Source organism: Cryobacterium algoritolerans (assembly GCF_004402785.1).
GTDB classification, from domain to species: Bacteria; Actinomycetota; Actinomycetes; order Actinomycetales; family Microbacteriaceae; genus Cryobacterium; species Cryobacterium algoritolerans.
In genome coordinates this window covers 168021-189895 of record NZ_SOFP01000046.1, presented here as the reverse complement: position 1 = coordinate 189895, position 21875 = coordinate 168021, and the positions used below count along the sequence as shown (strand labels likewise).

Annotated in this window: 19 protein-coding genes; 8 read left to right on the top strand and 11 right to left on the bottom strand. The window is 67.9% G+C overall.

Annotated features, from left to right (window positions below):
- Nucleotides 1-18: 18 nt before the first annotated feature.
- The 3 genes from E3O19_RS09380 to E3O19_RS09370 all read right to left on the bottom strand — a co-directional run bounded on the left by E3O19_RS09380 (nucleotide 19) and on the right by E3O19_RS09370 (nucleotide 1859).
- Nucleotides 19-486: a hypothetical protein gene (locus E3O19_RS09380; RefSeq protein WP_134567056.1), complete on the bottom strand. Its 468-nt coding sequence runs from the start codon at nucleotides 484-486 to the stop codon at nucleotides 19-21.
- Between the two features lie 100 nt (nucleotides 487-586).
- Complete coding sequence (locus E3O19_RS09375; protein ID WP_134567055.1) at nucleotides 587-1144, bottom strand: hypothetical protein; 558 nt, start codon at nucleotides 1142-1144, stop codon at nucleotides 587-589.
- 22 nt (nucleotides 1145-1166) lie between these two features.
- Complete coding sequence (locus tag E3O19_RS09370; RefSeq protein ID WP_134567054.1) at nucleotides 1167-1859, bottom strand: GntR family transcriptional regulator; 693 nt, start codon at nucleotides 1857-1859, stop codon at nucleotides 1167-1169.
- Nucleotides 1860-1997: 138 nt separating this feature from the next.
- On the opposite strand from E3O19_RS09370, the gene E3O19_RS09365 reads away from it, so the two are divergent.
- On the top strand, nucleotides 1998-3728 hold the full coding sequence (locus E3O19_RS09365; RefSeq protein ID WP_134567053.1) for an L-lactate permease: 1731 nt from the start codon (nucleotides 1998-2000) through the stop codon (nucleotides 3726-3728).
- 74 nt (nucleotides 3729-3802) lie between these two features.
- Nucleotides 3803-6604 carry an FAD-binding and (Fe-S)-binding domain-containing protein gene (locus tag E3O19_RS09360; protein ID WP_134567196.1) on the top strand — a complete coding sequence of 934 codons (2802 nt, stop codon included), beginning with the start codon at nucleotides 3803-3805 and terminating at the stop codon, nucleotides 6602-6604.
- 61 nt (nucleotides 6605-6665) lie between these two features.
- On the opposite strand, the gene treZ is transcribed toward E3O19_RS09360, so the two are convergent.
- From treZ to E3O19_RS18100, 6 genes are all read right to left on the bottom strand, one after another.
- A complete protein-coding gene (gene treZ / locus E3O19_RS09355; protein ID WP_134567052.1) occupies nucleotides 6666-8432 on the bottom strand; it encodes a malto-oligosyltrehalose trehalohydrolase in 1767 nt (588 codons plus the stop codon).
- Nucleotides 8422-10782 carry a malto-oligosyltrehalose synthase gene (treY, locus tag E3O19_RS09350; protein WP_134567051.1) on the bottom strand — a complete coding sequence of 787 codons (2361 nt, stop codon included), beginning with the start codon at nucleotides 10780-10782 and terminating at the stop codon, nucleotides 8422-8424. Before treY ends, treZ begins: the two co-directional genes overlap by 11 nt.
- Nucleotides 10779-13169 (bottom strand): glycogen debranching protein GlgX, encoded by a 2391-nt coding sequence (gene glgX, locus E3O19_RS09345; protein WP_134567050.1) that lies wholly within the window; start codon nucleotides 13167-13169, stop codon nucleotides 10779-10781. Before glgX ends, treY begins: the two co-directional genes overlap by 4 nt.
- Before the next feature lie 116 nt (nucleotides 13170-13285).
- Complete coding sequence (locus E3O19_RS09340) at nucleotides 13286-14320, bottom strand: LLM class flavin-dependent oxidoreductase (RefSeq protein WP_134567194.1); 1035 nt, start codon at nucleotides 14318-14320, stop codon at nucleotides 13286-13288.
- Nucleotides 14321-14336: 16 nt separating this feature from the next.
- Nucleotides 14337-15317 (bottom strand): hypothetical protein, encoded by a 981-nt coding sequence (locus E3O19_RS09335; RefSeq protein WP_134567049.1) that lies wholly within the window; start codon nucleotides 15315-15317, stop codon nucleotides 14337-14339.
- 27 nt (nucleotides 15318-15344) lie between these two features.
- Complete coding sequence (locus tag E3O19_RS18100; RefSeq protein WP_198413888.1) at nucleotides 15345-15605, bottom strand: zinc-binding dehydrogenase; 261 nt, start codon at nucleotides 15603-15605, stop codon at nucleotides 15345-15347.
- Between the two features lie 85 nt (nucleotides 15606-15690).
- Between E3O19_RS18100 and E3O19_RS18095 the strand changes: the two genes are divergently transcribed.
- The 3 genes from E3O19_RS18095 (at nucleotide 15691) to E3O19_RS09320 (ending at nucleotide 16812) form a co-directional block, all read left to right on the top strand.
- A complete protein-coding gene (locus E3O19_RS18095) occupies nucleotides 15691-15882 on the top strand; it encodes a hypothetical protein (RefSeq protein WP_198413887.1) in 192 nt (63 codons plus the stop codon).
- A gap of 168 nt (nucleotides 15883-16050) precedes the next feature.
- Nucleotides 16051-16578 carry an NUDIX domain-containing protein gene (locus E3O19_RS09325; RefSeq protein WP_241981290.1) on the top strand — a complete coding sequence of 176 codons (528 nt, stop codon included), beginning with the start codon at nucleotides 16051-16053 and terminating at the stop codon, nucleotides 16576-16578.
- 48 nt (nucleotides 16579-16626) lie between these two features.
- On the top strand, nucleotides 16627-16812 hold the full coding sequence (locus tag E3O19_RS09320; RefSeq protein WP_134567047.1) for a hypothetical protein: 186 nt from the start codon (nucleotides 16627-16629) through the stop codon (nucleotides 16810-16812).
- On the opposite strand, the gene E3O19_RS17800 is transcribed toward E3O19_RS09320, so the two are convergent.
- The gene (locus E3O19_RS17800; RefSeq protein ID WP_166804529.1) at nucleotides 16803-16967 is read right to left on the bottom strand and encodes a hypothetical protein; all 165 of its coding nucleotides are present in this window, start codon (nucleotides 16965-16967) and stop codon (nucleotides 16803-16805) included. The genes E3O19_RS09320 and E3O19_RS17800 overlap by 10 nt on opposite strands.
- Nucleotides 16968-17185: 218 nt before the next feature.
- Between E3O19_RS17800 and E3O19_RS09315 the strand changes: the two genes are divergently transcribed.
- Nucleotides 17186-17866 (top strand): hypothetical protein, encoded by a 681-nt coding sequence (locus E3O19_RS09315; RefSeq protein ID WP_134567046.1) that lies wholly within the window; start codon nucleotides 17186-17188, stop codon nucleotides 17864-17866.
- 211 nt (nucleotides 17867-18077) lie between these two features.
- On the opposite strand, the gene E3O19_RS09310 is transcribed toward E3O19_RS09315, so the two are convergent.
- A complete protein-coding gene (locus E3O19_RS09310) occupies nucleotides 18078-18782 on the bottom strand; it encodes a TetR/AcrR family transcriptional regulator (RefSeq protein WP_241981289.1) in 705 nt (234 codons plus the stop codon).
- Nucleotides 18783-19119: 337 nt separating this feature from the next.
- On the opposite strand from E3O19_RS09310, the gene E3O19_RS09305 reads away from it, so the two are divergent.
- Nucleotides 19120-21216: a ribonucleoside triphosphate reductase gene (locus tag E3O19_RS09305; protein ID WP_134567045.1), complete on the top strand. Its 2097-nt coding sequence runs from the start codon at nucleotides 19120-19122 to the stop codon at nucleotides 21214-21216.
- Nucleotides 21213-21866 carry an anaerobic ribonucleoside-triphosphate reductase activating protein gene (locus tag E3O19_RS09300; RefSeq protein ID WP_134567044.1) on the top strand — a complete coding sequence of 218 codons (654 nt, stop codon included), beginning with the start codon at nucleotides 21213-21215 and terminating at the stop codon, nucleotides 21864-21866. Before E3O19_RS09305 ends, E3O19_RS09300 begins: the two co-directional genes overlap by 4 nt.
- Nucleotides 21867-21875: the final 9 nt, after the last annotated feature.

The window sequence follows — 21875 nt, the reverse complement described above, 5'->3', positions numbered from 1 at the left end:
AACGGCGTCCGCGGTCGATCAGAAGAAGCCGTCCGGGGTGCCCGCCGCCTTCGTGACCTCGTCGGTGCCGACGCCGGCGGCGGCGAGCTTGGCCATAGCCACCCGGAGCCCGGACTCCATCTGTGCAGACCAGACCTCGGTTTCACGGCTGCTCGCGTCGGCGGCGTCCGCGCGCCCGATGGCCTTCTCCTTCTCGGCGCGTTCGTTCCGCACCTGCTGGATGCTCAGCGTGATGCCGTAGTACGCGGCGACCATCGAGGCGATGGGGGTCGAGAGCACGGCGAGTGCGTTGATACTCTCGCTCGAGACGCCGACCAGGATCATGACGATGAAATCCAGTGCGAGGGCGCCGATCCCGGCCAGCACGACGAGCGCGGTGCGCGGCGGGGCAGCGGGGCGGTCGGAGGCCTGGCTGGAGGCCGGGGCTCCGGTAGGGACCGACTCTGCAGACTGACGGGGCGCGGCGGCGGGCTGTGCGAGCGGCATTGGCTGCTGCTCCGTGGCCGGCCGATCGATCGGTACTGTGCGCGCGTACACGTCCGTATCGGCCACCGGCATCATTCGTGTGGGCGTGGCTGGGGGCAAATTAGTCATGTCTCACTCCGTCGTCTGTCGCTCGGGTATCCGTCGCACTATTGTGTGCCGCAGCCTGATCGGGGTCAAGCCGGGGCGGCACATAGCCTTCGGGGAACACACGCTTATAGCTGCGGCCATCGGGGAGCTCCACGGTTCGGCCATACAGCCGGCCGCGGCTCACCTGGAGGTACACGGCCTGTGGGGTGATGCCGAGTTTGGCGGCCGCCTCGGCCACGGACAGGCCGGGAAGGTCGGTGGGAACGTTGCTCGGGCGTAGGGAGCGTTTGCGCCCGGCATCCTGCCTGGCCTCGATCTCAATGTCGGTCCCGTGCCAGCGCCACTTGGCGGCAGCGGGCTTCAGCCCGGCGGCGTCGGCGATCTGCTTCCAGCTCGCGCCCTGCTCGAGCGCCGCCCGTACGCCGGCGAGGGTTGCCGGGTCGGTTTCCAGAGCGAGGAGCAGCGCCCGGATAGCACGCAGCCGCTCGATCGGCGGCGACTCGCTGTTCTCGTCGTGCTCGGCCAGCCTGGCCAGCGCAGCCCTGGTCGTCGGTGCGAGGAAGGATTTCATTTCGACTCCTAGCGTGTCAGGGCTAGCTGGGCAGCAGGTCGGACGGCAGCTCGGCCGCCGGGCCGGGCCGGCCTCCGAGGGCCGCGACCAGGCGCTCCCGCGCTCGCCCGAGGTGAACATCGAGGAGGGCCGCCGCGGCCTCCCCCTCGCCGGCGCCGATCAGCTCAAGGATCTTCTCGTGTTCGGCCTGAATGAGCGCGGTGTCGAGCAGGTTCAGCGACTGCACCCGCGTCATGCACAAACGCACCTCGCTGACCAGGGACCGGTACATCTTGCTGACGCGCTCATTTCCGACGGCGTCGATGAGGCTGGTATGGAAGCGCATGTCCGGCTCGACCACGGCCAGGGCCGACCCGTCACCCACGGCCGCGATGTCCTGGTTCGCCTGTGCCGCGCCGGCCGGGACGGTGCGGGTCGCCGCCAGCCGCCGGAGAACCTCGCTCTCGAGGTAGGCACGGGCCAGATAGATGTCACGCACGGACTCTGGGCCGAGAGCGGCCACCCGTGCGGTCTTGTGCACGCCGCGCACGAGCAGCCCCTCGGCGACGAGTTTCTCGATCGCGGCCTTGGCAGTCGGGCGCGCCACATCGTAGGACGCGGCCATGTCGGTCTCGGTCAGCGCCATGCCGCCGGCCAGCTCCCCGACGAACAGGCGCGCGCGGAGGTCATCGGCGATTGCATCGACGATCGAGGTTGCCGCTACACGGAATGCCACATTGTGCCTCACACTCTTCAACTCATATTCCCCCATCTTGTCAGACAAATCGGCACTAGTCATTGACAAGCGTGCACACTTGTTAGACACTTTTGGAACGTCACAACGCGGTGACCTTGACCTCAGTGTGGAGAGCAAATGTTTCAGCAGCCCCTCGACCCGATCTTTGGATCCCTCGTCTGGTCGGCAATATTCGCCGCACTACCCCTCATCCTTCTCTTCGTTCTGCTCGGCGTATTCCGGGTCAAGGCACATAAGGCGGCGCTGGCCAGCCTCCTGCTCTCGGTCACACTGGCCGTAGTCGGTTGGCAGATGCCCGTGGGCCAGGCGCTGAGCGCAACGGCCGCCGGTGCCTTCTACGGCCTATTTCCGATCCTATGGATCCTGGTCAACGCACTCTGGATCTATAAGCTCACGGTCGCGACGCCCTGGTTCGAGGTTCTCGGCCGCACCATCCGCTCCATCTCCAACGACCTCCGGATCCTCTCGATCCTGATTGCCTTCTGCTTCGGCGCGCTGCTGGAGTCCCTGGCCGGTTTCGGCGCCCCCGTGGCCATTTCCGCCGCGATGCTGATGGCCGCGGGCATGAAGCCGCTCAAGTCCGCCTTGGTGTCCCTGCTGGCGAACACGGCCCCGGTGGCGTTCGGCGCCATGGCCGCCCCGATCATCGCGCTCAACGGTGTCACGGGCCTGCCGATTCAGGAACTCGCCTCGATGGCCGGGCGCCAGACCCCTTTCATCGCAGTGCTGGTGCCCCTGATCCTCGTCTTCATCGTTGACGGAAAGCGCGGACTGAAGCAGACCTGGCCGCTGGCCCTGGTGGCCGGCTTCGTCTTCGGACTGGCCCAGTTCGTCACCGCAAACTTCTTCGCCGTTGAACTGACGGATGTTGTGGCCGCCGTCGCAACCGTCGTTGCGGTCCTCGTCATGCTGCGATTCTGGCAGCCGGCCGAAGCCATGGGACACAACGACGATGTCGACTTGGTCGCCGCGCCCGAGACCGAGCAGCGGACCCTGCTGGCCCAGGCTCGCCCGGTCGACGCGCTGCGCAGCACCCCCACGACCGCGATCAAGACTGCGCGGCGCTCCGGCGGGACCCCTGACCTGTCCGACAACACCCGCCCGGAACCCCGCCAGGTCTGGAAGGCCATCGCCCCGTACCTGATCATCATGGGCATCTTCTCGATCGCGCAGATCCCGGCCGTCAAGGCCTGGCTCGGCGTCGTGGGCAGCGTCACCTTCGCCTGGCCCGGGCTGGAAGTCACCAACGCGGCCGGCGACCCGGTTCCGGCCACGACGTTCAAGCTCGACCACCTCAAAGCCACCGGAACCCTGTTGCTCTTCTCCGGCCTGATCACGATGGCGCTCTACAAGGTCTCGCTACGCCAGGGACTGAAGATCTACCGGGACACCCTCGTCCAGCTGCGCTGGACCATCGTCACCGTCACGGCCGTGCTGGCCCTCTCATTCGTGATGAACCTGTCCGGCCAGACCGCCTCTCTCGGCGCCTTCCTCGCTTCCACCGGGGCGTTCTTCGCCGTGATCTCGCCGCTGATCGGCTGGATCGGCGTGGCCCTCACCGGCTCCGACACCTCGTCCAACGCGCTTTTCGGGCAACTGCAGGTCACCGCCGCCAACTCGACCGGCCTTTCGCCGGTGCTGATGGCCGCCGCCAACTCGTCGGCCGGAGTGCTGGGCAAGATGCTCGCGCTGCAGAACCTGGCGGTGGCCGCTGCCGCCGTCGGGCTGGAGGGCGCGGAGAGCACCCTTTTCCGAAAGCTCATTGGCTGGAGCCTGGGCCTGCTCGTGCTGATCGCCGTGCTGATCGTGCTGCAGTCCACCCCGGTTCTCAGCTGGATGTTGCCGTAATGACCGGCATCGTGCGTGGCGCCACCAGAGCCACCAGAGCCACCAGAGCCACCGGCGGCATGGATAACTCCGGCATGCTCGACGCGCTCCGGGACGCCGTCGCGAACCCGGGGCAAATCAAGACCCGCGCCATCGACCTGCACGCCAACGCCCACGATGCCTCGCATTTCCTGCTCGTCCCCCAGGCCGTCGTGGTCGCCGGCAACGCCGACGAGGTCGGCCGGCTGCTGCGGGCCAGCGCCGCCCAGGGCGTGCCGCTCACCTTCCGCTCCGGCGGCACCAGCCTCAGCGGCCAGGCGCTCACCGACGGGGTCCTGGTCGACGTGCGCCGCAACTTCAAGGCCATCGAGGTGCTGGACGGCGGCGCCCGGGTGCGGGTACAACCCGGCGTCACCGTGCGGGCCCTGAACGCCCGGCTGGCCCGCTTCGGCCGCAAGTTCGGGCCCGACCCGGCCAGCGAATCCGCGTGCACCATCGGTGGCGTCGTGGCCAACAACTCGTCCGGCATGTCCTGCGGCACCGTAGACAACGCCTACCAGACCCTGGAGTCCCTCACCGTCGTGTTGCCCAGCGGCACGCTGGTGGACACCGGCGCGCCGGATGCCGACGCACGCCTCCGCGCGCTCGAACCGGAGTTGCACGAGGGTCTGCTACGGCTGCATCGCCGGGTCGTGGGCAATCCGGCATCCGCCTCGACCATCCGGCACCAGTACTCCATGAAGAACACGATGGGCTACGGTCTGAACTCCCTGCTCGACTTCGACCGGCCGGTCGACATGCTCGCGCACCTGATCGTCGGCAGTGAGGGCACGCTCGGCTTCGTGGCAGAGGCCGTCTTTCGCACCGTCCCGCGGCTGGCCCACGCCACCACGGGCCTGCTGGTGTTCAACGACCTGGAAGCCGCCAACGCCGCCCTGCCTGCCCTCGTGGCGACCGGTGCCGCCACGCTCGAGCTGATGGACGCGCTGTCCCTGAAGGTGGGACAGAACCTCGAGAACACGCCCCCGGTCATCCGTGACCTGGCCGTGCGCGACCATGCGGCCCTGCTGGTGGAGTACCAGGCGGACGGGGCCGAGCCTCTCGCCGAACTGCAGCGGACCGGGCTGGGACTGGCCGGTCTGCTCGGCCTCGCCGCCCCGGCCGCGTTCAGCACGGATGCCGCCGTGCGTGCGCAGCTCTGGCACCTGCGGAAGGGTCTCTACGCCTCCGTGGCCGGGGCTCGCCCACCGGGCACTACCGCGCTGCTCGAGGACGTCGTCGTTCCAGTCGACGCCCTCGGGCGCACCTGCGTGGAGCTGATTTCATTGTTCGACAGGTACGGATACCGCAACAGCGTCATCTTCGGCCATGCCAAGGACGGCAACATCCACTTCATGCTCACCGATGGCTTCACCGGACAGTCCGAGCTGGACCGCTACAGCGCGTTCACCGAGGACATGGTGGACCTGATGCTCGGCGAGGGCGGCTCGCTCAAGGCCGAACACGGCACCGGCCGGGTGATGGCCCCGTACGTGCGTCGGCAGTACGGCGACGAACTCTACGACGTCATGCGCCAGGTGAAGACGCTCTTCGACCGGGCCGGGATGCTCAACCCGGGTGTGCTGATGAACGACGACCCCGTCGTGCACCTCAAGGACATCAAGACCGTCCCGCCCGTTGCCGTGGAGGTGGACCGCTGCGTGTCCTGCGGCTACTGCGAACCCGTCTGCCCGAGCCGGGATGTCACGCTGACCCCACGGCAGCGGATCGTCACCCTGCGCGCCATCGAACAGGCCAGGGTCGACGGGGACGTCGTGCTGGAGGCCGAGCTACGGAAGGACTATGCCTACGACGCCGTCGAGACCTGCGCCGTCGACGGGATGTGCCAGACCGCCTGCCCGGTCAACATCGACACCGGAAGCCTGGTCAAGAAGCTGCGCCGGGAGGAGGCGGGCCGGGCCGAGAACGGCCTCTGGAACGTCGCCGCGAAGAACTGGGGCACCGTCACCCGCGGCGCCGGCCTCGCGTTGAGTGTGGTCCGCGCCGTTCCGTCCGGCGCGGTGCTGGCGCCGAACAAGCTGGCGCGCGCCGCGATGGGGACGGACACCGTGCCGCTGTACTCCCCCGAGCTGCCCGGCGGCGGTAAAACGCGAGGGCGCCCGGCGCCCACCAGCGATCCGGATGCCGTGTACTTCCCGGCGTGCGTGCAGACGATGTTCGGCCCGGCCGTCGACACCACACCGGGGGTGCAGCTCAGCTTCGAGCAGCTCTGCGACCGGGCCGGCCTCACCCTGCTGGTTCCGGAGGGAATCGACGGGCTGTGCTGCGGCACCCCGTGGTCGTCCAAGGGACTGATCGACGGACGGGCCACCATGTGGCAGAAGACCCTGGCGGCGCTCCGGGCCGCCACCCGGGACGGCGAACTGCCCGTCGTCTGCGACGCCTCCTCCTGCACCGAGGGCCTGCGCCAGGCTATCGAAAGCGACACGAGCGAGCGGCCACTGCGCGTGGTGGACGTTGTCGAATTCGCAGCCGAGCGCATCCTGCCGGGCCTGCCGGAGTACGCGAAGATCGAGTCCCTGGCGCTGCACCCGACCTGCTCGTCCACCCGAATGGGCATCAACCCGGAGCTGGAGCGCCTCGCCCGCGGCGTGGCCACCCGCGTCGACGTGCCGGAGAACTGGGGATGCTGCGGCTTCGCCGGCGACCGCGGCATGCTGCATCCCGAGCTCACCGAGTCTGCGACCCGGGCGCAGGCCGCGGATGTTGCAGCCCTCGATACCGTGGTGCACGCTTCCTGCAACCGCACCTGCGAGCTTGGCATGACCCGGGCCACTGGCAAGGACTACCGCCACGTACTCGAACTGCTGGAGGAAGTGTCGCGGCCCACGCCGTAGTTCGCCCGCGCCGGGTTCGCTCCCCGGTCGATGCGTACTGACCCGCGCAGCCGGCCTGCGACTACTGCGCGGGGCCCGTCACGACGACGGAGTGCGGCGCGAGCAGCAGGGACCCCGCCTCACGGCCAAGGACGGCCGCCGCCGACGCAAAGGACACCAGCACGGCCTCGCCTCCCGTGGGAACTGCGCGCGGCACCTCGCCGAGGTTGACCAGCAGCTCGGTGTCGCCGCGGCGAAGGCGCAGCCAGTGCTCGGTCTCGTCGAACCGCACCTCGACGCGTTCGAACCGCGGGTCCGTGAAGTCCGAGTGACTCCGCCGGAGCGCGGCGAGGGACCGGTAGAACGCAAGAAGCCGGGCGTGGCCGGGCGTGGCCGGCTCGTTCCAGTCTAGTTTCGAGCGTGCGAAGGTCGCCGGGTCCTGCGGGTCAGGGACCAGCGCCGGGTCCCAGCCCATCCGGGCGAACTCGTTGATCCGACCCCTGGCCGTGGCCTCGCCGAGCTCCGGCTCCGGGTGCGAGGTGAAGAACTGCCACGGTGTGCGGGCTCCCCATTCCTCGCCCATGAAGAGCATGGGCGTGAACGGGCCGAGCAGGGTCAGGGTCGCCGCGATGGCGAGCTGGCCAGGGTCCAGCTGGGCGCTCAACCGGTCGCCGATGGCGCGGTTGCCGATCTGGTCGTGATTCTGGCTGGCGACCACGAGACGCCAGGCCGGCATCCGTTCGGTGTCGATCGGGCGGCCGTGGCTGCGTGCCCGAAAGCTGGAAAAGGTGCCGTCGTGGAAGAAACCGCGGGTGAGCACCTTTGCGAGGGCGCCGAGCGGCTCGAAATCGGCGTAGTAGCCCGTGGTCTCGCCGGTCAGCGCCACGTGCACCGCGTGGTGGAAGTCGTCGCTCCACTGCCCGGTCAGCCCGTAACCGCCGGCCTCCCTGGCGGTGACCAGGCGCGGGTCGTTCAGGTCGGATTCGGCCAGCAGGCTGAGCGGTCGGCCGACGTGCGCGCTGAGGACATCGACCTCGATGGCCAGTTGCTCGAGCAGGTGGGTGGCCCGGTCGTCGTGCAGGGCGTGCACGGCGTCCAGGCGCAGCCCGTCGACGTGGTACTCACCGAGCCACATCAGCGCGTTGTCGATGATGTACCGCCGCACCTCGTCAGAATCCGGACCGTCCAGGTTGACGGACGACCCCCAGTCGTTCCCGGCGGCGGCGCTCAGGTAGGGCCCGAACTTCCCCAGGTAGTTACCGCTCGGACCGAGGTGGTTGTAGACGACGTCCTGGATGACCCCGATGCCGGCCCGGTGGCAGGCGTCGACGAAGCGCCGGTAGGCGGCAGGGCCGCCGTAGCCCTCGTGAACGGCGTACCAGAGCACCCCGTCGTAGCCCCAGTTGTGGCTGCCGTTGAACGCGTTCACGGGGAGCAGTTCGACGAAATCGACGCCGATGGACGCCAGGTGGGCCAGCTTGCCGGCCGCGCCGTCCAGTGTGCCCTCCGGGGTGAACGTGCCCAGGTGCAGCTCGTAGATGGTGCTTCCGGCCAGCTGGCGGCCGGTCCAGGCCTGGTCTGTCCAGGCATAGCCGGCCGCCACGGTACGGGACAGCCCATGCACTCCGTTCGGCTGGCGCCGCGATCGAGGGTCGGGGAATGGCCCCTCGCCGTCGACCCGGAAGCCGTAGTCGAGCGGCCCAGAGGCCCCGGGGCGTGGTGCCCGCCACCAGCCGTCCTCCGCCCGGGTCATCGGCAGGCTCGCGTCGGTGAGCACCAGTTCGACCGTGGCCGAGGCCGGGGCCCAGACTTCGAAGAACTCGCTGCCCTCGAACGATTCACTGGGCATGCCGGCCGCCTTTCGTCGATGCGCGCTGGTCGAGGTCGGGATCGGTCACGAGCAGCGCCGCCGGGTAACGTGCCAGCAGGTCGGCCAGCCGAATCGACCCGCCCGCGAAGCGCGTGCCGGTCAGGAGGTCGACGACCGGCCGGCCGGCGAGCACGATCCTGGTGTCCGCCCACCCGCCCGCGTCGGACAGGCCCAGCGGCAGTCGGGTGGCGACCGTGACGGCCTCGCCACGATCGAAGGCGATGACATTCCCGGCCCTGGCTCCGAAGGCCGGGACCGGCGCATAGCGGAAGAACCGGCCCGGCTCGTCGCGGCGCAGTCGCAGGGCCCGGGCGGTGACCAGTAGTTTAGCCGCGCCGGTCTCGTCGACCGCCGGCAGCCATCCGTCGTCGATCCGGGCCAGGTAGTCGCGCCGGAGCGCGTAGTCGACGGGGCGGCGATTGTCGGGGTCGACCAGGGAGGTCTCCCACAATTCGCTGCCCTGGAACACGTCGGGGACACCGGAGGTCGTGAGTTGCACGAGCTTGGCGGAGAGGGAATTGCTCCAGCCGGCCTGCCGCACCCGGTCGACGAAACCGGTGATCGTGCCGGCGACGTCCTCGTTCCCGCAGGTCGCAGCCGCGAGGTCGCGTAGGGCCGTTTCGAAGGTGTCGTTCTGGTCGGTCCAGGTGGTCGAGGTCCCGGCTTCCCTGGCGGCCTTCTCCGCGTAGGCGGCGAGTCGTTCCGGGGTGGCCGGCCAGGCTCCGATCACGGCCTGCCAGAGCAGGTTCTCAAACGGTGCGTCACCGAGCGGTGTGGCCGTGCGGAGCGAGTCAAGGGTCGTCGCCCACTCGGCGGGGATCTCAGAGAGTACGTCGATCCTGGCCCGTACGTCTTCACCGCGTTTGGTGTCGTGGGTGGAGAGCGTGGTCATCGAGCCGGGCATCGTGGCCTGGCGCAGTTGCTGGCGGCGGTGGAACTCCGCCGGGTCGATCGCGAACTCCGACGGGTCGGCACCGACCTCGTTGAGCGAAGTCAGCCTGCCGTACCGGTAGTAGGCGGTGTCTTCGACGCCCTTGGCCATCACCATGCCGGAGGTCTGCTGGAATCGCACGGCGGCCGGATGCCCCGGGTCGGCCAGCACGGGCAACAGCAGGTCGATCGTCGGTGCCAGTTCGGGGCGGCGGGCGACGGCCAGCCGTGCGGCGGCCTGCAGCCGGTCGATCCCGACCGGGAGATAGCAGCGGTAGACGGGGAAGCAGGCGAGCAGTTCGGCGATCGCGTCGGCCGGGTCGGCGATCTCCGGCACCAGTCGGGCCAGTCGCAGCACCTCGGCGCGCAGGGTCTTGTCAGTGATGGTGCGTTTGTCTGTGTGCACCAGCTCCTCCCAGTCGACGGCGACAGCACCGTCTTCGAGGCGCCCTGCCTCGCGCTGGAGGCGCGCCTCGAGGGCGGCGAGGGCATCTTGCCCGGCCGGGTCGACGAGGATCCGGTCGAAGTCGCCCAGCGCGTCGTAGCCGGTGGTGCCCCTGGTGGCCCAGTTTGCGGGCAGTTGCTCCCGGCCCTCGAGGATCTTCTCGACGACGACATAGGCTCCCCCGGTGGCCGTGCAGAGCCGGTCCAGGTAACCGCCCGGATCGGCCAGGCCGTCGGGGTGGTCGACCCGCAGTCCGTGCACGAGCCCGTCCCGCACCCAGCGCACAATCTCCCGGTGCGATTCCTCGAACACCCAGGGCACCTCCACCCGGATCCCCGCCAGGCTGTTCACGGCGAAGAAGCGCCGGTAGTTCAGCTCCGCGTCGGCGCGACGCCAATTGATGAGCTCGTAGTGCTGGCGGGAGTGCACGGTGACGGCATCCGCCCCGTCTTCAGCGCTGCCGGGGGCGAGCGGGAACCGGTTCTCGAAGTAGCGCAGTTCGTCACCGACGACCTCGAGCCGGTCGAGCTCGTCGTCGCCGTCGCCGAGGACAGGGAGCAGGACGCGGCCGGCAGCCGCCTCCCAGTCCACGTCGAATGCCTCGGCGAAACGGGAGTCTTGGCCGCCAGCGAGCAGGTCCCACCACCAGGCGTTGTGCCGTGGTGTCGCAACCCCGACGTGGTTGGGCACAATATCGACGAGGAGGCCGCGCCCCGCGTCCGTCGCGGCGGTCGCGAGTCGAAGGAGACCCTCCGGGCCGCCGCGCACCGGGTCGACCGTGGAATGGTCGACCACGTCGTAGCCGTGGTCGGACCCGTCCTCGGCCGCGAGCAGAGGCGAGAGGTAGAGCCAGTCCGCGCCCAGGGCCGTGACGTAGTCGAGGATACCGGCGGCGGCATCCAGGTCGAAGTCGGCCGTGATCTGGAGGCGGTAGGTCGAGAGCGGAATCCTCACTTGGATCCCTCCGGGTTGGTGCGGGGCCTCCGCACTCTCTTCACCGGCTTCGCGGCAGGTTCGGCCGGTGCTGCGGCATCCGGTCCGGCGGCTTTCGGCTCAGCGCCATCGGGATCAGCGCCATCGGGTTCAGCAACATCGGGTTCCACGGCATCGGGTTCCACGGCATCGGGTTCCACGGCATCGGGTTCCACGGCATCCGTCACCACGTCCGTCGGAATCGGCGAACCGGCCAGGGCGGCGAGGGAAGCGGCGACGGAATGGTCGGGGGCGGTTTCCGGCGGCTGGTAGGCGCGCAGTACCACGAGCGACCGGGACGACACGGTCTGCACCGCTCCGGCGGCGTGCGGCACGGCGTCGGCTCCGTGCCCCGCAGTGTCGACGACGATCTCCCAGGCCGGTGCGTAGTCGGCGGGAGGCAGGGTGAAGTCGACGTCGTCGGGGTCGGCGTTGAAGACCAGGAGGAAGTTGACGTCGGTGACGTTCTCACCGCGGGAGTTCCGCTCCCGGATCCCCAGTCCGTTCAGGAACATGCCCACGGTGCGGGCCCGGTTCTCGTCCCAATCCTCCGACTGCATTTCCTTGCCGTCACTGTTCAGCCAGACGATGTCGGGCAGCGAGTCGCCTTCGGCCCGCTTGCCGGGGTGGCCGTCGAAGAACCGGCTACGCCGGAACGTCGGGTGGTCTTTCCGCAGGCGAGACACGGCCGCGGTGAATTCGATCAGCGGATGGTCTGCGTCGTCCCAGTGAATCCAGCTCAGTTCGGAGTCCTGCGCGTAGGTGTTGTTGTTGCCCTGCTGGGTGCGGCCCAGCTCGTCCCCGTGCAGGATCATCGGCACCCCCTGGGAGAGCAGCATCGTCGCCAGGATGTTGCGGTGCTGCCTGGCGCGCAGGGACCGAATTGCGGGGTCCTCGGTCGGTCCTTCTGCGCCCATGTTCCAGGACCGGTTGTGGGACTCGCCGTCGTTGTTGCCTTCTCCGTTGGCGTCGTTGTGCTTCTCGTTGTAGGAGACGAGATCGGAGAGGGTGAACCCGTCGTGCGCGGTCACGAAGTTGATCGAGGCCACCGGCCGGCGGCCGGAGTGCTCGTAGAGGTCGGCGGAGCCACTGATGCGCGAGGCGAACTCGCCCAGCGTCGACGGCTCGCCGCGCCAGAAGTCGCGAACGGTGTCACGGTACTGCCCGTTCCACTCCGTCCACTGGGCAGGAAAGTTGCCGACCTGGTAGCCGCCAGGGCCGACATCCCACGGTTCGGCGATGAGCTTGACCTGAGACACGATCGGGTCCTGCTGAACGAGCTCGAAGAAGGTGGAGAGCTTGTCCACGTCGTACAGGTCGCGGGCCAGCGCCGAGGCGAGGTCGAACCGGAAACCATCGACGTGCATCTCGATCACCCAGTACCGCAACGAGTCCATGATCAGCTGCAGGGCGTGCGGATGCCGCACGTTGAGCGTGTTGCCGGTGCCGGTGTAGTCCATGTAGTAGCGCTTGTCATCGTCCATCAGCCGGTAATAGGCCTGGTTGTCGATGCCCTTGAACGAGATGGTCGGGCCGAGGTGGTTGCCCTCCGCCGTGTGGTTATAGACCACGTCGAGGATGACCTCGATACCCGCGTCGTGCAGGCTTCGCACCATCCCCTTGAACTCCTGCACCTGCTGGCCAAGGTCGCCGGTCGACGAGTACGCGTTGTGCGGGGAGAAGAAGCCGATGGTGTTGTAGCCCCAGTAATTGTTCAGCCCCTTCTCTTCAAGGGTGCCGTCGTTGACGAACTGGTGCACCGGCATCAGCTCGATGGCGGTGACGCCGAGTTTCTGCAGGTGGTCGATGACAGATGGATGCGCGACGCCCGCGTAGGTGCCGCGCTGTGATTCCGGCACGAGTTCCTGCAACTTGGTGAGCCCCTTGACGTGGGCCTCGTAGATCAGCGATTCGCTGTACGGCGTGCGCAACGGGCGGTCACCGACCCAGTCGAAGAACGGGTTGACGACGACGCCGAGCATCATGTGCGACGCGGAATCGTCGTCGTTGCGGGAATCGGGGTCGCCGAAGTTGTAGGAGAAGAGAGAAGGGTCCCAGTCGATGGTGCCGCAGGTGGCCTTCGCGTACGGGTCGAGGAGCAGCTTGCTCGGGTTGGCGCGCTGCCCGTTCGCCGGGTCGTAATCGCCGTGCACGCGGTAGCCGTAGCGCTGGCCGGGCTGCACGAGTGGGAGATAGCAGTGCCAGATGAACGCGCTGGACTCAATCACGTCGATCCGCGTCTCGCCGCCGTCATCGTCGAACAGGCAGAGTTCCACCTTCGACGCGGCCTCGCTGAAGAGAGCGAAGTTCGTTCCGCTGCCGTCATAGGTGGCGCCGAGCGGGTAAGCAGTTCCAGGCCAGGTTTCCAAGGGACTCCTCAGGGTTATTCGGATCGAACAGGTGCCTGGCGGCGACCGCTGAGCACTCCTGTACGCTACCGTCTCCGGGAGTCCGCCACGTCCTGCACGGTCGCGGCGAAACCGAATCAGGCCAGCTGTTCGCGCACGAGCGGGGCCACCTGGGTGCCGTAAAGCTCAATGCTGGTCATCAGCTTCTCATGGGCCAGCGTGCCGAGGCTGTACTTGAGGTCGAAACGCGACAGGCCGAGGCCTTTCGCGACGGAAGCGATCTTGGTCGCGACGGTCTCGGGCGAGCCGACGAAGAGGGCACCGTCCGGGCCTGCGTCGTGCTCGAACCGTTCCCGGCTGACCGGGCCCCAGCCCCGCTCGCGCCCGATCCGCTCCTGCATGGCGGCGTAATGCGGCCACATTTCCTCGCAGGCCTGGGCATCCGTTGCCGCGATATAGCCCGGCGAGTGCTCCCCGATCGGCTGGATCGGCTTCTCGAACTGGGCCAGGGCGCGATGGTAGAGGTCGACGAGCGGCTCGAACGCGAGCGGCGAGCCGCCGATGATGGCCAGCATGAGCGGCAGGCCGTAGTGTGCGGCGCGTACGACGGACTGCGGGCTGCCGCCCACCCCGATCCACGTGCGGAGCGAGCCGGATTCGGTGGGCGGGTAGACGCTCTGCTGCTTCAGCGCGCCCCGCGTTTCCCCGGCCCAGGTCACGGGCTCCTCCTTGAGCAGTTCCGTGAAGAGGTTGAGCTTCTCCTCGAACAGGAGCTCGTACCGGTCGAGTTCAAGGCCGAAGAGCGGGAACGACTCGGTGAAGGAGCCGCGCCCGAGGACGACCTCGGCCCGCCCGTTCGACACGGCGTCCAGGGTCGAGAAGCGTTGGAAGACCCGGACGGGGTCGTCGGAACTGAGCACGGTGACGGCCGAGCCGAGCCGGATGTCGCGGGTCCGTCCCGCAATCGCGGCCAGAACGACTTCGGGCGCCGACACCGCGAAGTCCCCGCGGTGATGTTCGCCGATCCCGAAGAAGTCCAGCCCGACCTGGTCGGCCAGCACCGCCTCGGCGACCACATTCCGCAGCACCTGCGGCTGCGGAAGCAGTGCGCCCGCCGCATCGAAGGTCACGTCTCCGAAGGTGTCCAGTCCCAATTCGATCTTCTGCGCCATCGTCGTGTTCCCTCGGTCATTTTGCATGCAAATGCATCCAACAGGGGAACCTTGCCAGCGTCTGGCTTATTCCGGAACCTCGGTTCCCGCCGCTCACTGCAGAGGAGACCGATCGAAACTGGCGTTCTCGACGCCAGGCGAGCTTCACCCAGTTCGACTGGGTCGGGTCGCCGCCCACCTTGCAGAACCACAGGCTGACGATGTCCTTGCCGCGCTGCTCCGCGTCAGCCCGGATTGTTGTCAGCAGCTCCCCGGCTGTGGACCTCTTGAGGACCAGCGGGCTCTCGATACGCAAGGGAACGAGGAGGAGTTGGGCCATCCGTGTGGATTCCAGAGTCGCAGCCTGCTCCGACGTTGACGAAGCAATCGTGCCCGGGCCGTCGCTTCCCGTCGCGACCAGGCGAGTCAGCCCGACGTCCAGAATTCCCGGACCGCCGGTCGATTGGCCCTCAACGCCGGGAACCCGGTGGCCGAATACGCCGGGACCGATAGCGCCGTCACCGCTGACGCCGGTCTCGGCGCGTCCCAGCACGTCGGACCTCCGCCCGGCCTCAAAAACGAGATCACGCCCGGTCGACTGCTCGTAGCCGACGATTCCGTTCTGTTCGCTGCCGAAAACCCCTGCTGCGCCAGCCCCGCCCACGCCGAGCAACCCCGCACCGACGGAGCTCTCCAGAGGCTTGTCGCGGGCGACCTCGTGGACATAGCCGACCGCGCCGTTGACGCCCTGCGCGATGATCCCGTTCCCGGCGGGGACGGTGCCAGGGGCACCACGAGTCAGGTAGGACACCGTGCCCCTGGCATGGATCGCATGCACCCCGTGCGAAGATGAAACGAGGATCTGGTCGCCCTGGGTCGACACATTCAGGACGAAGTCCTCCCCGTAGCCCTCGGCAGCGTTGTCGCCATTGATCGCGAGCAGCAGGGTGCGATCCTCGCTGGTATTGGTCCGCCCGACAACCATGTCTTCGCCGGATTCGTCAGCTCCGCTTGCCATGAAGAATCACTTCGGCATGGAGGAAAATCAACCTCGTTTCGGCATGCAGCGAACCAACCAGGGCGAGGAACGGCTTCCGGGCGAGGGGGCCCACTCCGTCGAGAGGTAGATCCCACCCGGGTTCAGGAGCGGCCGACAGCGGCCAAAGGAACTCGTGCCGACGGCGTCAAGGACGACGTCGTATACCTGGGTGTCACCGGTGAAGTCCTCCACCGGGCAGTCGAGCACCCTGTCCGCGCCCAGTCCCCTGACCAGAACCACGTTCGCGGTGCCGCGGACAGCGGTCACGTGGTGCTCGAGGCAACCTTCGCGCACGTCGCGTTCGCCGGCATGGTCGCGATCGATCCGTTGGCGGGAGCGACAGGTATTCGGCGTGGGCCCCGAACGGGCCTTCGTTGTCCCCGACGACCCGCTCGCCGACCACGAACGACGCGACGCCGGCGCCGCCCTCGTGGACGCCACCCGAGAAGTCGTTCCCGAGAATGGTGGCGCCACATCCTCGATCCTGACCACCTCCGGCGGACCCTATCGTGTGTGCACCGCTGCCCTCATACCTGGACCCTAACGAACCAGAAGGGAATCCGGAAGGCAGCCAGGACGATCGCGGATCGGCCCGATCATCCGAGGCTATTCTGAGGACAGGCCCACCGACCCACGGAGTCTTCCGACGCCCGCATCGCACTTCATCGAAGCCCTCGAGGCCTGGCGGCCGATCGGGCTGGAGCAGCGGGAGTTGCGTGCCGAATACCGCGCCCTCGTCAGCGGCTCCCCCGCAGCCGCCCTGGACCGGGACGGCGGCCCGGAGCATCTCACCGCGAGCTGTTTCGTCTTCAGTCCCGACCTGGCGCAGGTTCTGTTGTGCTTTCACAAGAAGGGGCGTTTCTGGGTCCAGCTCGGCGGCCACATCGAACCAGCCGACGATTCGGTGGCCGCAGCCGCCCACCGCGAGGCTCGAGAGGAGTGCGGAATCGACGACCTCCGCCCGCTCGGTGGCGGAGTCGTCGACCTGGACCGGCACTCCCTGGGCGACGGCTTCACCCGGTGCAGTGCCCACTGGGATGTCGGCTTCGCCGCCACCGCGAGCCTGACTGCGGTCCCGGTCGGCAGCGACGAGAACGACGACGTCGCCTGGTGGCCCGTCGAGGCGCTCCCCGTCAACGTGCCCCCGCATTTCGGACGACGCCTGCGCGGAGTGCTGGACCGGATCGCCATGGTCGAGGACGACCGTCATGCCGGTTCGGCGGGACAGCCGTCGGCCTGACCGGTGCGTATTCACCACCTCGGCCATCAATCAGGCCATAATCAAGCCATGCAGCCTGATGCCTCCGCACCGACGCCGAAGGAGCTCTCCGCGGCGCGGGCCGACCTCGATCGCTGGGCGCACTACTCAGACCATCCCGGTTTCATTGCGAAAGCCGGCGGGCAGGACGCCTTCGACGCGGAACATGAACGCCGGCTCCGTCATTTCACCGAGTTGGATTCCCGTCACCTCTGATCGCGTGTGCCCGCCCTGAAGCCGCGCGCGCACAACACAATGGCATCGACCAACGCCATCACCGCGCCGACGGGGTATGGCAGCACCAGGATGCTCCACCAGACCGGGACGCCGCTCGTGCCCTCGACGTCCACGAGAGCACTCAAAGCGAACATTGCTGCGACTCCCGCATCCAGTCGCCGTTTTACCTCTCACAGGGAAGGTTAGACCTCGTCCTGAGGACTCCCTTGACGGGGAATTGGGCCGAGGGTACCGTCTGCGCTCAGAGGGCCGCGATGACCGGCGGACACCCGGCCGGCGCCCCCCGATCACGCCGGGGACACCTGCCAGCCCATCGGGAGCCGAACGGAGCGTGCGGAACGGAGGGCCGGAAATGCGCGCACTGTTCCTCATCGCCCTCGGCATTACAGTCGCCGCACTCCCGGGATGCGCCTCACCGTCCGCACCGGCACCTCCGTCGACCGCCTCCCCGCCGAGCGCGACCCCGACGAAGCCGACCGGGCAGGTCGTGCTTCGCCCGGTCACGGAATCCGGCCGGCCGGCCCGCGGATTCTCCGTCACCAGCGACACGTCCGTGATGATCGACTGCGGTTCACCATCCACGGCCCGACCGTCTGCGGTCGCCGTCGACGACAACATCCTGGTCTGCTTTCCGTCGAGCGCCTATGCCGTCGCCTGCTGGAACGACCCCGCCCCGGCCACCGCAATCTGTTTCCGCAACCCCTGGAGCCCCGACCTGGTCCGAATGAAACTCAGGGGCAGCTTCCCGTCCGCGCCGGCGCCCCCCACGCCCCAGCCACTCGGTCTGGTGCTCAGCGACGGCGACCACTGCCTGATCCGCAGTGGCGGCGTCTGGAACGACCTGGCCTCGTACCCCGGCTGGTACGGAACGTATTCGTGCGCTCTGAACGGTGCCGTCTGGGCCGCGGACGCCGATGGAATCGATCGGTCCTCCCCGCGCTGGACGGTTCGGGTTGCCCCGATTTCGGGTTCCGGCCCGCTGGGCACCCTCGATGTCATCACCGCCTTCATGGTCGGAACGCATACCCGGTGAGCACGCGGTCTTCCGCGCCCGGCCGGGAAGGAGGCCGACACCCGTGCCCATTCAGGGCGGAAGCCTGATCGGAGCCCGAACCCCCACCACCCCAGCCACTCCAGCCACTCCAGCCACCCACCGGAGGTGAGTTGACACTCCAGTTTGTCGCGGGAGGACGGGTTGAGGGGCTGGCCGCCGTTGACGGGCCACGGGTGCCTGTCCGAAGCGATTACGACAGGCGTTGCCCCGTCGACGCGGCGGCGGCATCCTTGGCGAGGGCCGCTTCGATACCGTCCAGAATCACGCCGACCCCGAACCGGAACTCGTTCGCGTAGGCGTAGCCCGGTTGGAGAATGTGCGCCACGGCCATCTCCGCGAGATAGGGGAATTGCTCCATCAGGCTCTGCCTGCCCATTATCTCTTCGGTCGCTGCGCCGATGTCGCCGGACTCGTCGAGCGGCAGCGACGCCTCCTGCAACGCGAACCCGTGCACGTAGCTGTCGAGGAGGGACATCGCGTGCGCGGCCAGGCCGAAGCTGAAACCCGCGTTTCGGAGACAGGCGATCACGGCATTGTGGTGGTTGAGCGTCGCTCGGGTGGTGCGCGAATCCATCAGGCTGATGGCCCACGGATGCCGTCCGAGCACCGCGCGCGCCGACTCCGCACCCTCGCGCAACGCCGTCTTCCAGGTCGCGCCGTCGGCCGGAAGGGCCATTTCGGCGACGACGGCCTCGACCATTCCGTCGAGGATGTCGTCCTTGCCGGCGACGTGGTAGTAGAGCGACATCGCCTCGATCCCGAGGTCCCGGGCGAGTTTGCGCATGCTGAGCGAGTCGAGCCCCTCACTGTCGGCGAACGCAACGGCCGCCCGCACGGCGCTCTGCCGGGTCACCGGCGCCCGTGTCGTCTCGTTCGGTGCCTCAGCCGTCATCATGCCTCCGTATGTCGGCCCGGCGACCCCTGCCGCTGGCCGGTCGACGAAACCCTAGACACACCTTACAACGTATGGTGGATCCAGCCGGGTGGAGATGCTTGGCGAACGGACCGCGACTCGCCCGCGGCACCGTGACCGGCCAATGTGGTCTGACAACATTTCTGAGGGCATCCTCCGCCCGATCGACCTGAAAACACTGGGCACCACGTTTACGCCCAACCACTACATGCAGTTACTCGGCGTGCGACGACCACTACATGTGGTGCTCGGGCGTAGGGTATGGAATCAACGGCTCCTCATCAACCGGATGACGGCCACAATCCAAGGAACGCCTCGAATGACAGCACAAACCATCTCTCCTCTAGGCATCATCAAGCGCACCGGCGCGACCGCACCCTTTGATGCCGAGCGTATCCGTGCCGCCATCACCGGCGCCGGAACCGCATCGGGAGAGATGGTGGGCGACGACGCCGACCTGGTCACACACACCGTCGTCGTGGCGCTCGCCGACCTGGGCCGGGCCTACCCGACCGTCGAACAGGTGCAGGACCTCGTCGAGCAGACCCTGCTGTCGAAGAATTATGCTGCCACCGCCCGGGCCTACATCGCCTACCGGGACCAGCACGCACGAGAACGCGACGTCACCCGCACCACGGTCGACGTGAGCACGTCCATTAACGAATACCTCGACCGCTCGGACTGGCGAGTCAACGCCAACGCCAACCAGGGCTACTCCCTCGGCGGCCTCATCCTGAACACGGCAGGCAAGGTCGTCGCCAACTATTGGCTCTCCAATGTGTATTCACCGCAAATCGGCAAGGCCCACCGCGAGGGCGAACTGCACATCCACGACCTCGACATGCTCGCCGGCTACTGCGCCGGCTGGTCGCTGCGCGTGCTGCTCGAAGAAGGCCTCAACGGAGTGCCGGACAAGGTCGAATCGACTCCCCCGAAGCACTTCTCCTCCGCGATCGGCCAGATCGTCAACTTCCTCGGCACCATGCAGAACGAATGGGCGGGGGCCCAGGCGTTCAGCTCCTTCGACACCTACATGGCGCCGTTCGTGCGGATCGACAAGCTCAGCTACGCCGAGGTGCGCCAGGGCATCCAGGAACTGATCTATAACCTCAACGTTCCCTCCCGCTGGGGCACCCAGACCCCGTTCACCAACCTCACCTTCGACTGGGTCTGCCCGGAGGACCTGCGTGAGCAGGTGCCCGTGATCGGCGGCGTCGAGCAGTCCTTCGGCTACGGCGAGCTCGCCGAGGAAATGGCCCTGATCAACCGCGCCTACATCGACGTGATGACGGCCGGGGATGCCAGCGGCCGGGTGTTCACCTTCCCGATCCCCACCTACAACATCACCGAGGACTTCGACTGGGAATCCGAGAATGCCGACCGCTTGTTCGAGATGACCGCAAAGTACGGTACGCCCTACTTCCAGAACTTCATCAACTCCGAGCTCAAACCGAACCAGATCCGGTCGATGTGCTGCCGGCTGCAACTGGACATGCGCGAGCTGCTCAAGCGCGGCAACGGACTGTTCGGCTCCGCGGAGCAGACCGGCTCGCTCGGCGTCGTCACCATCAACTGCGCGCGTCTCGGCTTCGTCCATCGCGGCGACGAGGCCGGCCTGCTGGCCGACCTGGACCGCCTGCTCGACCTGGCCAGAGACTCCCTCGAGCTCAAGCGAACGGTGATCGACCAGCTCATCGTCGACGGGCTCTTCCCGTACACGAAGCGCTACCTCGGCGCCGGCCTGCGCAACCACTTCTCCACCATCGGTGTCAATGGCGTCAACGAGATGATCCGCAACCTCACCGACGACGCGCACGACATCACCACCGAGCCGGGCCATGGGGTCGCTGTGCGCCTGCTCGACCACGTGCGCACCCGCATGATCGAGTTCCAGGAGGCCACCGGGAACATGTACAACCTGGAGGCCACCCCGGCCGAGGGTACGACGTACCGGTTCGCCAAGGAAGACAAGAAGCGCTTCCCGTCGATCCGGCAGGCCGGCACCGTCGCGAACCCGTACTACACCAACTCCTCGCAGCTGCCGGTCGGCTTCACCGACGATCCGTTCGATGCCCTCGACCGTCAGGATGAACTGCAGACCAAGTACACCGGCGGCACCGTGCTGCACCTGTACATGTCGGAGAAGCTCTCCACGGCCGCCGCCTGCCGCGAGCTGGTCAAACGGTCGTTGTCGACCCACCGGCTGCCGTACATCACGGTCACGCCCACCTTCTCGATCTGCCCAGACCACGGCTACCTGGCCGGAGAGCACCCCACGTGCACGACCTGCGGAGGTCCGTGCGAGGTGTGGACCAGGGTGATGGGGTACTTCCGCCCGGTCAGCTCCTTCAACATCGGCAAGAAGGGCGAGCACGCCGAACGCACCCACTTCGTCGAAGCAGCAATGGCCCGATGAGCAGGCCGGCGTGCGCGGACGACCTGCAGATCGCGGGGTTGGTCAACCTGTCCAGCTGTGATTGGCCGGGCAAACTCGTGGCAACGGTGTTCCTCCAGGGCTGTCCGCTGGACTGCACCTACTGTCACAACCCCGGGCTGCTCGACCCGCGCACGCCGGGTACCGTGACCTGGCAGCAGGTGCGTGAGCTCCTCGCCAAACGTCACGGCCTGCTCGACGGCCTCGTCTTCTCGGGCGGGGAGCCGACCCGCCAGGCCGGTCTCGCCGCTGCAATGCGCGAAGTCAGGGAACTCGGCTTCGGGGTCGGGCTGCACACCGCCGGGCCATACCCGAAGCGGTTCGCCGAGGTGCTTCCGCTCTGCGACTGGGTCGGCCTCGATATCAAGGCACCGGAGCGGCTCTACGGCGCGGTCACCGGCGTACAAGCCGCGGCGGCCAAGGCCTTCGCCTGTCTCCGGGTTGCGCTTGACTCCCCGGTGGAGCTTCAGGTGCGCACCACGGTGGACCCGATGATCATGTCCGGCGCGGACGTGGCCGGGCTCACCGCCATCCTCGACGACCTGGGCGTGCACGAGCACGTGATCCAGACGGTCCGCTCCGAGGGCGCGCGACCGGAATTCGCGGAACGCCTCGCCGCGCACTTCGCCTGACCCGGCCGG

Excerpts from the sequence above, each read along its gene's own strand:
- E3O19_RS09380 (WP_134567056.1), bottom strand. The coding sequence starts at position 486 with ATGCCGCTCGCACAGCCCGCCGCCGCGCCCCGTCAGTCTGCAGAGTCG.
- E3O19_RS09375 (WP_134567055.1), bottom strand. The coding sequence starts at position 1,144 with ATGAAATCCTTCCTCGCACCGACGACCAGGGCTGCGCTGGCCAGGCTG.
- E3O19_RS09365 (WP_134567053.1), top strand. The coding sequence starts at position 1,998 with ATGTTTCAGCAGCCCCTCGACCCGATCTTTGGATCCCTCGTCTGGTCG.
- E3O19_RS09360 (WP_134567196.1), top strand. The coding sequence starts at position 3,803 with ATGCTCGACGCGCTCCGGGACGCCGTCGCGAACCCGGGGCAAATCAAG.
- treZ (WP_134567052.1), bottom strand. The coding sequence starts at position 8,432 with ATGCCCAGTGAATCGTTCGAGGGCAGCGAGTTCTTCGAAGTCTGGGCC.
- E3O19_RS09340 (WP_134567194.1), bottom strand. The coding sequence starts at position 14,320 with ATGGCGCAGAAGATCGAATTGGGACTGGACACCTTCGGAGACGTGACC.
- E3O19_RS09335 (WP_134567049.1), bottom strand. The coding sequence starts at position 15,317 with ATGGCAAGCGGAGCTGACGAATCCGGCGAAGACATGGTTGTCGGGCGG.
- E3O19_RS09320 (WP_134567047.1), top strand. The coding sequence starts at position 16,627 with ATGCAGCCTGATGCCTCCGCACCGACGCCGAAGGAGCTCTCCGCGGCG.
- E3O19_RS17800 (WP_166804529.1), bottom strand. The coding sequence starts at position 16,967 with ATGTTCGCTTTGAGTGCTCTCGTGGACGTCGAGGGCACGAGCGGCGTC.
- E3O19_RS09315 (WP_134567046.1), top strand. The coding sequence starts at position 17,186 with ATGCGCGCACTGTTCCTCATCGCCCTCGGCATTACAGTCGCCGCACTC.
- E3O19_RS09310 (WP_241981289.1), bottom strand. The coding sequence starts at position 18,782 with ATGATGACGGCTGAGGCACCGAACGAGACGACACGGGCGCCGGTGACC.
- E3O19_RS09305 (WP_134567045.1), top strand. The coding sequence starts at position 19,120 with ATGACAGCACAAACCATCTCTCCTCTAGGCATCATCAAGCGCACCGGC.
- E3O19_RS09300 (WP_134567044.1), top strand. The coding sequence starts at position 21,213 with ATGAGCAGGCCGGCGTGCGCGGACGACCTGCAGATCGCGGGGTTGGTC.